Annotated in this window: 13 protein-coding genes; 2 read left to right on the forward strand and 11 right to left on the reverse strand. The window is 44.2% G+C overall.

Annotated elements, in window-relative coordinates:
• Positions 1–8 precede the first annotated feature (8 nt).
• The 7 genes from D081_RS03145 to D081_RS03170 form a co-directional block, all read right to left on the reverse strand.
• Positions 9–1,127 (reverse strand): ABC transporter permease, encoded by a 1,119-nt coding sequence (locus D081_RS03145; protein WP_233127409.1) that lies wholly within the window; start codon positions 1,125–1,127, stop codon positions 9–11.
• A complete protein-coding gene (locus D081_RS03150) occupies positions 1,124–2,248 on the reverse strand; it encodes an ABC transporter permease (RefSeq protein ID WP_233127410.1) in 1,125 nt (374 codons plus the stop codon). The genes D081_RS03145 and D081_RS03150 overlap by 4 nt, the downstream gene beginning before the upstream one ends.
• The gene (locus D081_RS03155) at positions 2,235–4,001 is read right to left on the reverse strand and encodes an ATP-binding cassette domain-containing protein (protein ID WP_085022687.1); all 1,767 of its coding nucleotides are present in this window, start codon (positions 3,999–4,001) and stop codon (positions 2,235–2,237) included. Before D081_RS03155 ends, D081_RS03150 begins: the two co-directional genes overlap by 14 nt.
• A 26-nt stretch (positions 4,002–4,027) precedes the next feature.
• Positions 4,028–5,026 (reverse strand): efflux RND transporter periplasmic adaptor subunit, encoded by a 999-nt coding sequence (locus D081_RS03160; protein WP_085022688.1) that lies wholly within the window; start codon positions 5,024–5,026, stop codon positions 4,028–4,030.
• A 156-nt stretch (positions 5,027–5,182) separates the two neighbouring features.
• Complete coding sequence (aldA, locus tag D081_RS03165; RefSeq protein ID WP_085022689.1) at positions 5,183–6,637, reverse strand: aldehyde dehydrogenase; 1,455 nt, start codon at positions 6,635–6,637, stop codon at positions 5,183–5,185.
• A 189-nt stretch (positions 6,638–6,826) separates the two neighbouring features.
• Positions 6,827–6,958, reverse strand: a complete 132-nt coding sequence (locus tag D081_RS13000; protein ID WP_255375006.1) for a hypothetical protein — start codon at positions 6,956–6,958, stop codon at positions 6,827–6,829.
• A gap of 22 nt (positions 6,959–6,980) precedes the next feature.
• Positions 6,981–7,940 carry a DMT family transporter gene (locus D081_RS03170; protein ID WP_158087537.1) on the reverse strand — a complete coding sequence of 320 codons (960 nt, stop codon included), beginning with the start codon at positions 7,938–7,940 and terminating at the stop codon, positions 6,981–6,983.
• A gap of 143 nt (positions 7,941–8,083) precedes the next feature.
• Between D081_RS03170 and D081_RS03175 the strand changes: the two genes are divergently transcribed.
• Positions 8,084–8,953 (forward strand): LysR family transcriptional regulator, encoded by an 870-nt coding sequence (locus D081_RS03175; protein WP_158087538.1) that lies wholly within the window; start codon positions 8,084–8,086, stop codon positions 8,951–8,953.
• A gap of 188 nt (positions 8,954–9,141) precedes the next feature.
• On the opposite strand, the gene D081_RS03185 is transcribed toward D081_RS03175, so the two are convergent.
• Entirely contained in the window at positions 9,142–9,759 is a 618-nt protein-coding gene (locus D081_RS03185) for a flavodoxin family protein (RefSeq protein WP_085022692.1), read from the reverse strand.
• Positions 9,760–9,889: 130 nt separating this feature from the next.
• Complete coding sequence (locus D081_RS03190) at positions 9,890–10,573, reverse strand: Crp/Fnr family transcriptional regulator (protein ID WP_198941943.1); 684 nt, start codon at positions 10,571–10,573, stop codon at positions 9,890–9,892.
• Positions 10,574–10,708: 135 nt separating this feature from the next.
• Here D081_RS03190 and D081_RS03195 point away from each other — a divergent pair, with 135 nt between their 5' ends.
• Entirely contained in the window at positions 10,709–11,419 is a 711-nt protein-coding gene (locus tag D081_RS03195) for a 4Fe-4S binding protein (protein WP_085022693.1), read from the forward strand.
• Positions 11,420–11,457: 38 nt separating this feature from the next.
• Here D081_RS03195 and nagB read toward each other — a convergent pair whose 3' ends face one another.
• Positions 11,458–12,219 carry a glucosamine-6-phosphate deaminase gene (gene nagB, locus D081_RS03200; protein WP_085022694.1) on the reverse strand — a complete coding sequence of 254 codons (762 nt, stop codon included), beginning with the start codon at positions 12,217–12,219 and terminating at the stop codon, positions 11,458–11,460.
• A 31-nt stretch (positions 12,220–12,250) separates the two neighbouring features.
• Positions 12,251–13,075, reverse strand: a complete 825-nt coding sequence (locus D081_RS03205; RefSeq protein ID WP_085022695.1) for a deoxyribonuclease IV — start codon at positions 13,073–13,075, stop codon at positions 12,251–12,253.
• Positions 13,076–13,176: the final 101 nt, after the last annotated feature.

The following is a 13,176-nucleotide window of genomic DNA, read 5'->3' on the forward strand; positions in this document are numbered from 1 at the left end:
ACGACCTTTCATTGAAGATTGTTTCTAAACAACCAGCCGGCTAAAGGCATGGTTATACATGCCACCACCAGCATTGGAATATAGTCTGGCCATACATCAAGAAATCCGGCCCCTTCAAGATAAATTCGCCTTACGGCATCCAGGGCAAACCTCATCGGGTCGGCATAAGTCACCAGCTGTAAAAGCTCTGGCATATTATTAACCGGGGTGGCCAAACCAGACAGCAGTACCATTGGCATTAATAGCACAAAGCAATACACCATTACCTGTTGCATGGACTTGGAAATTGCCGATATAGACAGACCGATTCCCGTACAGCTTATTATAAATATACCAATGGTGAGATACATGGGAAATAAATCTCCCGCCATAGGTATTTCAAACCAATATATACAAATCAGCAGCACTATACTTGATTGTATAAGACCAATTAACATGGGTGCAACTGCCTTGCCTATTAAGATTTGTACCGGAGACAAGGGGGTAACCAAAAGCTGGTCAAAGGTCCCCTGCTCCCGTTCTCTGGCCACAGACAAGCCGCCCAGCATTAGGACCTGCACCAAGCTAAGCATTATTACCAGTGCCGGCAAAAAATTCCATCTAGTTATGAAATTTGGATTATACCAGGAAACTGTTTCCAGCTGTATCACATTAAGCCCATTATTGCGGCTGGCATTATAGCTCCCCACAATACTGCCAATGTAATTTTGCGCCAAAGAAGCAGTCATGGTATTTCTCCCATCGGTTATAACCTGTATTGTACTGATATATCCTCTGGAAAGGTTTTGGGAAAAATCACTGGGTATTGTAAGCACCAGCATAGCTTCTCCTGAATCAATACAATCAGCAATTTCATGGGAATTGCCCAATGTTCTTACTCGCTGGAAAGCTGCGCTTCCGTCTAATTTTGCAATTAACTGGGTTGATTCCTGACTATGACTTAAATCCAACAAGGCATAGGGAACATGATCCAAATCATAGGTGGCCACATAGCCGAAAATCAGACTTTGCACAAAAACTGGCACTACCAATATTGCTCTGGTCTTAGGATCTTTTAGGGTTGAAAGCAGCTCCTTCCTTATCATCCACTTCAGTTGTTGGATAAAATATTTCCAGCCGTTCATCATTCCACCCTCTTTTTAGTTATATGCATGGCTATCCCTAAAAATAGCAGTCCATAAAAGAATAAAACTGTACAATTTTTGATTATCATTTCCCATTCGTTGCCCGCCAAAAACAAGGTCTTTAACAGCTCCAAATAATAGGTAGCCGGCAATAAATGTCCAATGGCACTGACCCAAGATGGGACGCTATGCAAATCAAACAAGAAGCCTGACAGCATTAGAGATGGCAAAAAGCCCACCATAAAAGCAATTTGACATGATAAAAACTGACTTTTTGTCACAGATGAAATCATAAGACCAATCCCTAATGCAACAGACAGATATAATATTGTGGCAAGGAGTAAAATCACAAAGGACCCATGCAATGGAATACCATATAAAAATTTTGACGCTATAATGCAAAGAAAAAATCCCACCATAGCAACGCCAAAATAGGGCACCATTTTTGAAAGAAGCAGCTCCATAACCGACACGGGCGTAACAAATATGGCCTCCAGAGTTCCCCTTTCCCATTCCCGGGCCATGACCAAGGCTGTCAAAAATACGCCTACCAAGGTCATTATCAACATTATCAGACCTGGTACAAAATACCAGGTACTGGAATTAGCATCGTTAAACCAAATCCTATTTTCTACAGTCACCAGGCCTTTGGCCATATATCCCTTGTAAAAATTTGAATTATAGCTTTGAACTCCAGCCTCCACATAGCCTTTAACCGAATTGGCAGTGGTGGTATTAACCCCATATATAATCAACTGAAGATTCCCTTTTCTTTTCTGCAGCTTTTCCGAAAAATCAGGAGGAACAGTCAAAATAGCATCCACCTGCCGCTGCCCCATTAATTTTTCAGCCTCTTTAAAGGAAGTAACAAAATGCGGTGAAAAATACTCTGACCCACTAAGAAAGCTCACTGCATGCCTTGCGGTAGGTGATGTATCCTCCAATACAACTGCTATGGGAATATTTTTTACGTCCAGAGATATTCCATAACCCATAATCAGAATAAGAATAATAGGAAGCACTGATCCAATGAGAATACTGCTTTTATCCCGCCTTAGCTGCAAATATTCCTTGTAAATAAGGGCCAGCAGCCGATGAAAAAAACCTCTATTAATGCTCTTCACCGTGCTCCCCCTTTCTGGAAGACTCCACAATGCTGATAAATACCTCATTCATGGACATATCCTGTCCGCCCTGCTGTGCCCGTATCTTTTCTGGCGAACCGATGGCCAGCAGCTTTCCCTTGTCCTGTATCATAATCCGGTCACAATATTCGGCTTCCTCCATAAAATGAGTCGTAATGATAATAGTAGTTCCTCTAAGTGATAAATCCGTTATCTGGCGCCAAAAATCCCGTCTGGTCAAGGGATCAATTCCGCTGGTGGGTTCATCCAGAAAAAGTATTTTAGGCTCATGCAAAAGGGCGGTGGCCATAGACAGTCGCTGCTTATAGCCTCCCGGCAAATCCCCTGCCGGCACATTTTCCTTTCCAGTTAAATGAAATTCCTGCAACACTGTCTGTATACGCTCTGTCAATTTCTTTTTTGACAAGCCATAAACTCCCCCAAAGAAGGAAAGGTTTTCCAGCACTGTCAAGTCACTGTACAGAGAGAATTTTTGAGCCACATAGCCGATATTTCTCCGGGCCTCGGTCTGGGCATGTCGGAGATTTACGCCGGCAACGCTTAAAAATCCCCCGGACATAGGCAAAAGGCCGCACAGCATCCGAAAGGTGGTGGTTTTCCCCGCTCCATTGGGGCCCAGCAGTCCAAATACCTCACCCTTATGTACCTGAAAGGAGGTTTTATCCACAGCGATAAAATCCCCAAATTTTCTGAGTAAATCCTTTACCTCAATATCAATTTCATCCGATAGGGAAAAATTTCCGTTCAAGGATAAGGGTGCCACATTTACTGAAGTATTGCTGTTGGCATTGGCCTGAGCACTATCACCATGAAGCAAAATCATAAAGGCATCCTCCAGCCGTTCAGATACTGGAATAAAGCCATAAGGATAGTTTTCCACAAAATATTTTTCATCCGCTCCCTTTTGGCGGATAAACCGCACCCGGCCCATTTCCGGCACTGCATCCACCACGTGTTCTTTATCATCCAACAGCAATCCTTGCAAAACTCTGGTGGGAACACCATCCTCTGGTGTCATACGATAACACCGACCAGCCGCCAGCTGCTTAATTGCGTTAGGCGACGCTCCAGCTAATATCTTCCCTTCATTCAGCACATAGACCATCTGGCAGCGCTCAGCCTCGTCCATATAGGCAGTATTAACCAACACACTTAGCTCTTCTTCTTTTACCAGCTGGCCTAATATTTCCCATAACTCCCGTCTGGACAGCGGGTCCACCCCCACCGTAGGTTCATCCAATAAAAGTAAGTCAGGAGAACGTACCAAGGTACAGGCCAATCCGAGTTTTTGCTTCATACCACCAGATAAATTTCCCGCCAGTCGTTTAGTAAAAGAAGAAAGCCCTGTCATATTTAAAAGCTGGGCAAAACGGTCCCCTTCCTTATCTGGCGAAATACCATGCAGTCTGGCATATAAGCTCATATTTTCTTCAACGGATAAATCCTCATACAAACCAAATTTTTGCGGCATATAGCTGATTTGCTCCTGAACCCTCTGTTCATTTCCCGCTATATTCATTTCCAATACTTCCAGACTGCCGGAGGTAGGTGTAATTAATCCAGCAATCATGCGCATAAAAGTGGTTTTTCCCGCTCCATCCGGTCCCACGATGGCAGTTAAGGTCCCCTTCTTCAAGGTAAAATTAATTGACTTTAGGGCAGTAGCCAGAACATTACCCTTTTTATCAGTAAAAACCTTAGATAAATTATCTGCTCGAACAATCAATTCCATATTGTTCACCCCATAATAGCCGCTGTCTACATATTCAACTGGACTGTAGCTGGCATACCCATTCTAAGCACATTTTCCACATCGTCAACATAAACACGTACTTCATATAACAGATTTGTTCTTAGATCATCCGTCTGAACAGTCTTCGGAGTAAATTCTGCTGTCGAGGAGATAAATCCTACCTGCCCACTTATTCCTTTATCTGGCAGGCTGTCAATATAGATGGTTGCCCCTTGTCCTTCATATACACGAGCCAAATCCGTTTCCTTTACATAGACCCTGATCCACTTTTTATCGTGAAGAGAAATTTTAAACACCGGCAGAGATGGTGAAGCCATATCCCCCGCCTCCAACAGACGGGAACGTATTACACCATCTACTGGAGAAATCAGCTCCATCTGGGAAAGCAGATATTCCTGACGTGCCAGCTCCTGTTCTAATGATTCCAGCTTTGCTTCAGCCTGCCGAATTTCCTCTGGCCTTGGACCGGACAAGGCTTCTTGATAAGACTCATTAGCTGCGACTTTTTCTGCCTCAGCGGCCTGTGCATTATATATGGCACTATCTAATTCCTGCCGACTTATGGCTTCAGAATAATATAGCTGCTGACGGCGTTTCATCACAAGCTGGGCATCGTCAGAATTTGCCTGGGCGGCAATAAGTCTTGCCTTAGCCTGATTAATGACCTCACTTCTGGTACCATTATGTAGCAAATTTACCGCGCTTTCCTGTGCTAATATTTCTGCTTTTAATTTTCCTATGCTCATCTCGGTTTCCCGTGTATCCAAGCGGGCCAAGACCTGCCCCATTTTCACCTCGTCCCCTTCCTCAGCCAGCAGCTCCTTCAGTCGATCACTTCCTCTAAAGGCCAGCGATACTTCTCTCACATCCACATTTCCAGACAAAACCAATTCATGTTCATTTTTATTCCCGCCAAACCAGCCATTATTCATCCCAAAGGCAACCGTTACAATCATTACAATTGATATTAGTAGAATAACAATTATCTTTTTCTTTCGCTGCATATAGTTACTTCCCCCCTTCAGCTTTTCTTTTTTGTATTTTATCAAATTTAAATTTGAATTTCAATTATTTCCAAAACCAAATACAAAACTCCCGGCTCTGACACCTAAGCCAAAGCCGGGAGTAATATGGACCGATTTTTTTTGATTTTTTATTGATTATTTACCCTTTGCGTTTAAATCATAGTCTACATAGCAAATATGAGTCTCAAGGAATTCATCCAAACCATGTTCACCATCATCGCCACCGAGACCGGACTGACGAACGCCCTGATGGAAGCCCTGGAATGCTTCAAAATGCTCGCGGTTTACATAGGTTTCACCAAACTTGATTTCATTCATGGCTCTCATAACCACATCAAAGTCCTGAGTGTATATGGATGAGGTCAATCCATAAATACAGTCATTGGCTTTTTCAATGGCTTCGTCCAAGGTCTTAAAGGTGGAAATCGGCAATACTGGTCCGAAGATCTCATCCCGCATAATAGCCATATCATGAGTACAATCTGTAACAACAGTTGGCTCATAATAGTAGCCCTTGCCATCAACAGTAGCCTTTTTGCCGCCACAGCGAACCTTGGCGCCTTCCTTTATGGCACTCTGAACCAGACTGTCCACATGCTCCTGCTGAGCCTTGTTGACCATTGGGCCAAGATCAAAGGTACCACCTAAGCCTGGACCATAGGTTGCCTTCTGGAAGCGGGCAATAATTTTTTCGATAAATTTATCTGCAATACCCTCTTGTACATATACTCTTTCTGCAGCATTGCAAACCTGACCGGAATTGATAATACGGGAATTATAAACGTGTTCCACGGTTTCGTCCAGCTTACAGTCATCCATAACTATAACCGGAGCCTTGCCACCCAATTCCAGGGAAACCTTGGTAACGTTGTCAGCAGCCTTCTTCATAATCTTCTTGCCAGCACCGGTGCTGCCAGTCATTGAAACAAGTGCTACCTTTGGATTGCCGGACAGTGCATCACCCACCACACTGCCTGAGCCAGTAACAACATTGATTACGCCCTTTGGCAAAGAGCTTTTAGCTACTATTTTTGCAAACTCATAGCAGCCATTTGGAGAGTCGCTGGAAGGCTTTAACACCACAGTATCACCTGCTATTAATGCAGGTGCAACCTTACGGCCAATGAGGAACAGCGGGAAGTTCCATGGCATGATACCAGCTACAACGCCAATTGGCATTTTATAAAGGAAAATATTCTCATTAGGTCTGTCAGATGGAATAATCTCACCCTTTATATGGCGGGCCATGGCAGCAAAATACTGAATATAGTCACCAAGCCAGCCTGCTTCATCCATGGACTGTGCCAACGGCTTGCCCATTTCCTCCGTATTGGTACGGGCAAACAGCTCCTGATTTTCTCTTACCAGCCCAGCCAATTCCATCAAATAATTGGCACGCTGAATTGCCGGAAGCTTGCCCCAGGACTTCTGAGCTTCAGCTGCCGCGTCGACAGCTGCCTCAACATCAGCTTCTGTAGCCTTAGGCACTTGAGAGATGACCTCTTCCGTTGCTGGATTTATAACATCCAGCATTTCCCGGTCACCATTTGGAACAAATTCTCCATTGATGAAAAGCTCATACTGTTTCATTTAACAACCATCCTTTCAATAAAAAATAAAATCAACGACGAAATTATGTTCTTTATTCTACATTTACGTCAGTAATTCCTGCATTTATTATGTACATATCCAAAAAATTATAGGATAGTTAATTAATTCTTCCAAATAAAAACAGCTACAGATTGCTCCATAGCTGTTAAAAGGTTTATTTTCACTTAATTATGCCGCCACTCGTTTTTTCTCCGGTGCCAATATACGGGCACTATTTAATACCACAGCCAAATCAGTCTGACGGCCCCCCAGGGTAACACCTACATGAGCAAAGGCAAGGGCTGGAGCGTCATTTATCATTATTTTGTTACTTTAATGAAGTTTAACGTGGATAGTTGCTGTTTTGATACACACCATTTCCCGGATGTGCAAGCTTTGACCAGTTTATATTGGGCAAAATAATCCCGGACAAAATGAGTACAGCTCCCACAATACCGATACTTCCCAAGCTATCCCCCATAAACAGCCAACCAAGAACAGCAGTGGTCAGGGGATTTATAGCAATAATAATACCAGTAGTCTCTGATGATAACGGCTTTTGGGCTATTGGCTGCATAGTGAAACCAAAGCCTGTGCATACAACAGCCAAGATTAATAGCATTATCCACTGTGTACTGTCATCTGGCAAATGAGGTGCTTCAAACATGAAGGATGTGATTAATCCCATTACTCCCATTACTCCTACATATAAAATACCCAAAGTCATTGGGTCATATTTTTTTGATATTCTATCAGTGATAATTATTGCCGCCGCATAGCTAAAAGCAGCTATCATGCATAGTATTTCACCTATTCCAAAACCGCTGAATAATCTGATATTTCCGATACCATTACTGGCCGACCCGCTGCCAAGGACAATAAGACCTATCCCAATAAAGGTAATTATTGTGCTAACAGCAATAACCCGTGGAGGAAATCGCCGCAATAATATGGCTTCTATGACCGGTACTATTACGATAGCACTATTTTCCAGAAAAGAACATATAGAGGCCGTAGTGTACTGTAGTCCAACCAGCTCTGCTGTCATGCATAAATAATAAACGCCTCCCAGCAAAAAAGAAGCACTGACAATATGAGGATTTTCCTTGATGTCCTCTACAATTTTTCCAGAAAAAAATATAAACAGTATAAGAAATGCCAACAGAAAACGTATTCCCAATAAATTTAACGGCTCAATGCTTCCCAAAAGCTGTTTGGAGAACAAAAAGGCTGACCCTCGAACGATGCTCATGGCTACTATAATCAGGCAGCCAGTTTTAAAGCTTATTTCTATATTATTCAATCCCGAGATGCCATGCATTTTCTACACCTCCACCACATTTTCTCTTATCTTGACATTATTGTAATGTAGTTTTAGTATTGAGTAAAATGAAAGTTTATCAATATATCATTGATTTTTTATCAAAGAAAATAAGGAGCAAAAATATGGATACAGAACGCATTCGCACACTGCTTTGTGCTGTCGATGAAGGAAGTCTGACCGCAGTATCAGAGAAAATGGGATATACGGCATCCGGGATTAGCCGAATGATGGCAACTCTTGAGGCTGAAGCTGGTTTTCCACTTCTTGTACGGAGCCGCAGCGGAGTCGTGCCCACCGAAGAATGTCGCCAGCTTTTACCCTTGATGAAGGAAATACTGGCTTTGGCCGACCGCTTTCATCAGGCGTCTGGTGAGCTTGCTGGATTGGCCCGTGGAACCATAAGAATCGGAACGTCTTATTACGCCTACTATAGCTGGTTTGCCAAGCTGATTGCCGATTTTCAGCAGACATATCCCGGAATTGACGCACAAATAATTGAAGGAACCAGTACTGAGCTGATAAGCGCCATGGATGAGCATCAGGCCGACCTGTGTATTATCAGCCGCAGAAAGGGCAATTACGATTGGATTCCATTAAAAAAAGACCAGCTTCTGGCCTGTCTGCCAGCAGATCACCCAAAAGCCGGTCACAAAACCTTTCCTGTGCAGGATTTTGCCACTGAGGATTTTATCGAACTCTATCCGGGCAAGGAAACAGATAACTCCCAAATGCTGAAAAGGAACGGTATTACTCCACATATCAAATATTCAACATCAGATAATTATGCCGCCTATGCCATGGTCGCCGCTGGTCTGGGTATAGCGTGCACCAATGCGATTATTGGAAAATCTTTTATGGATGGTGTCTGTTATTTGCCCCTATCACCCAAACAAACGGTAGAAATCGGCATTGCCATGCCAAAAAAGGATAAAATGTCCCCAGCGGCAAAACGTTTTGCGGAATTCGCCCGTCAACGATTCGACGAGAATTGATAAAATGATGTAAAATACTTAGATTGAATATAAAAATATGCTTAAATTGTATACTTTTCAAAATAAGCGTATGGTAATACGGACAGATATTCTCATAATGCCCGTCCTTCATTTTAAAGCCACCTGGAATGGTCCCAAGCTGGACGAACCCCAAACGCTCATACAGATGCCTTGCATGAATATTGACTTCACCGTATAAAGTGGGTAGGCTGCCATTCCTCTTTCTCCGGCAGGCCGTATTTTTCCTTGCCCAGGGCGATACTGCGCATTAGGAATATCATATTTTTTGCTAGGGTCCGCATGGTTTGGAGACCTTCGGCGTCCTCCTTTGCCTGTCCCTGCTCCCGACCATGGACACTGTTCCAATACTGGCTGGAGGCAATCGGCATACCGCTGATACCAAAATATTTATTCAGCTCGTCATAGGTAGCTGAACAGCCGCCCCTCCGGGCCACCGCAATGCCAGCCCCTACCTTCATGGTCTTGTCAAAATTGGTGCTGAAAAACAGCCGGTCAAGGCAGGAAATCAAGGTGCCGTTGGCCGAAGCATAATAAACCGGTGAAGCTACCACCAGACCATCTGCCGCTTCAAATTTCGGTGCCAGCTCATTTACCACATCATCAAAGACACACTTGCCCTTTTGCATGCAGGAGCCACAGGCAATACAGCCCCGAATAGCCTTATTGCCTATCTGTACCACCTCGGTTTCCACGCCTTCGGCATCAAATGTCTTTACCAGCTCATTCACCGCTACAGCAGTGTTACCCCCCACCCGGGGACTGCCATTGATAATTAATACCTTCATATTGCTTCCTCCTAAAAATACACATTTCACACTTTATACTGACTATACCATTTAGAGCCTACTTCAAGTCAAGCAGTTTTCAAGAAAAACAGCTATCGATTTCTTTGTAGCTGTTGGCTTTTCCTGTTAATTATTGGGCACTCAGTTCAAAATGCTTGCGATTAGTCTTTAATATGCCTTCCTTCTGCAGCTTGGATATCTCTACTGTCATGGCAGCTCTCTCCACACAGAGATAGTCCGCCAATTCCTGTCGGTTAAAGGGTATATCAAAGCTCAGACTGCCCTGACGCTGGGATTCATTGGAAAGAAAGGACAGCAGCTTCTCCCTTGTGGAACGCTTGCTTATATGGGTAATTTTCTCATTAAAGGCCATGACCTTGTTGGCAAGAACTCCTACCAGATTACGGATAAGCCTTTGATGATGGTCGCAGGCCGAAGAGCAGCTGGACATCAGTCTTTTCACATCCATCATAAGAACAGTGGTATCAGCTTCTGCAATTACACTGATATTAAGTACGGAACCGGGAGACGCTGCATAGATTTCTCCAAAAAAATCTCCAGGATGGCATTTTGCCATAATATTTCTATGTCCCCACACATCCTCCTGAATAATAAACACCCCGCCGGACAACACCATGCCCATTACATCCGTGCTGTCCCCGGCCCGAAAGATGTATTTTCCTTTTTCAGCTTTTATGATATAGGCCCCGATACAGCCCAATACAGCCTGAATTTCTCCACTTTCCATACCGCCAAAGAAGGAACAGTTGCTAAGAATAGGCATATACTTATCCATTTCTTTCCTGTTGACCATAATATTTCTCCCATTTTAAAAAAATCATTTTTGTTGTAATTACAACATACTAGTTTGTTTTATTCTAGTATACTCATTTTATAAAAGCAATGAAAAATAATTACTTTAGTGTGTATTAGTAAGGAGAGCTACGCCATGATCAGACAGATTATTAATATTGACGAAGAAAAATGCAATGGCTGTGGGGCCTGTGCTGCCGCCTGCCATGAAGGTGCCATCGGTATGGTAGATGGAAAGGCAAAGCTGTTACGGGATGATTATTGTGACGGTCTGGGAGACTGTCTGCCTCAGTGTCCTACCGGTGCCATCACCTTTGTTCAAAGGGAAGCACTGGCCTATGATGAGGAAGCAGTAAAAGAGCATCAGCGTTTAAAAGCCATGGTACAGAACCAGCCACCAGCCGGCGGCTGTCCAGGAACCAGAATGAGAGCCCTTAATCCTGATGATACTGCTGATGAAGCTGTTACAACAAAAAATATTCCTTCCCGCCTTCGAAACTGGCCTGTGCAGATCAAGCTGGCACCAATCACTGCACCATATTTTTCCGGAGCCAGGCTCCTTATTGCAGCTGATTGTACTGCTTATTCCTACGCCAATTTCCACGAGGAATTTATCAGGGGCAAGGTGACACTCATTGGCTGTCCAAAGCTGGACAGCATTGATTACAGTGAAAAGCTCACCCAGATTATTGCCCAAAACGATATTGAAAGCGTTACTATCGTCCGCATGGAGGTGCCTTGCTGTGGTGGTCTGGAAATGGCAGTCAAGAAGGCGTTGCAGGACAGCGGCAAATTCATTCCATGGCAGGTTATTACCCTGTCCATTGACGGAAAAATCCTTGAATAAAAAATCCCCCTGCCTTTATACGGCAGGGGGATTTTATGTTACTTTACAGTTATCTGTACTCCACGAATGGCAGACGGCAGCAGGGAAGCCGCCTGTTTATCAAGAATAATAGCCACATCACGGTGCAGCTGCAGAATGGACGCCGGTGCTTCCGGGGTAACATCACCGCACACTGCCTTGTATACTGCCTCGGCCTTATTGCGGCCATTGGCCAGCAGGATTACATGCTCTGCCATCATAATGGTCTTGATTCCCATGCTGATTGCATAGCGGGGCACATCGCTGACGCTGTTGAAAAAACGGGAATTGGCCTGGATGGTTTCTTCATCCAGCTCCACCTTATGGGTAGTAGCGGCAAATTTCACATCCGGCTCATTAAAGCCGATATGGGCATTTTGCCCGATTCCCAGCACCTGCAGGTCAATTCCTCCCCTGGAGGCAATGAGCTTTTCATAGCGTTCCCCCTCCGCCACCATATCATCAGCCATACCGTCCGGCAGAAACACATTCTCCGGACGGATGTTTATATGCCGAAAAAAATTCTCCTGCATAAAATAATGATAGCTCTGGGGATTATCCGGACTCATGCCAATGTATTCATCCAGATTGAAGGTGGTAACCTGCGAAAAGTCCAGACCCACACTTTTATGCACCGCTGCCAACCGCTGATACATGGAAACCGGAGTGCTGCCAGTGGCCAACCCCAGAACGCTGTCCGGCTTCAGATAAATCTGGCCGGCAACAATATTGGCCGCTTCCACGCCCATCTGTTCATAGGATTCGGTAATAATTATCCGCATAGTTGGTATCCTCCGTAGCAGCAACAGCTTGTCACATACTTCTCAGATTGGAAATTTCCTTGGCATAACCAGCATTGTCATTAGGTGTTTCCAATATAAATGGCAAACCCTTTAAATATGGGTGATTTACTATCCGGCCAAAGGCTTCGTTGCCGATACTGCCCTCACCGATTTTCGCATGGCGGTCCTTATTGGACCCAAATGGTGTAAGGCTGTCATTTATATGAAGGGCCCGTAATTTATCAATGCCGATTACACTGTCAAATTCCTGCAGGACCCCCTCCAGATCATTGACGATATCATACCCGGCACTGTACACATGGCACGTATCCAGACAAACACCCAGATGGTCCTTCAGCTCGGTTCGTTTAATAATTTCCGCCAGCTCCTGAAAGCTTCTACCTACCTCTGTCCCCTTGCCGGACATGGTTTCAAGCAGCACCATTGTGCTCTGCTCCTTCCTTATTATCTCATTTAGCTGGCTGCTTATAAGCTCAATGGCCGTATCCACCCCCTGCCCCACATGACTTCCGGGATGGAAATTATAGTAATTTCCCGGTGTATATTCCATCCGCACCAGATCATCTGCCATAACATTGTGGGCAAATTCCCTCAATTCCGGCTTTGCTGCACAAGGATTAAGGGTATATGGGGCATGGGCCACCAGAAAGCCAATCTTTTGCTCCTTCTTACATTGAAGAAAGGCCGCCACATCAGCCTCATCTATATCCTTGGCCTTGCCCCCTCTGGGATTTCTGGTAAAAAAGGCAAATACGTTGCCTCCCATGCTGACAATATCCTTTCCCATAGCCAGATACCCCTTGGCTGAAGATACATGACATCCTATGTTTAGCATTGCAGTATTGCCTCCTACCTTTGAACTGCCACTTTTTAAGTACATTCCCTTTAGTATTTCTAAAATAATTTTACAAAAAAAAGGTGCCAATATCAAAATAT

Origin of the sequence: Anaerovibrio sp. JC8, assembly GCF_002100115.1 — a bacterium.
Lineage (GTDB): Bacteria > Bacillota > Negativicutes > Selenomonadales > Selenomonadaceae > Anaerovibrio.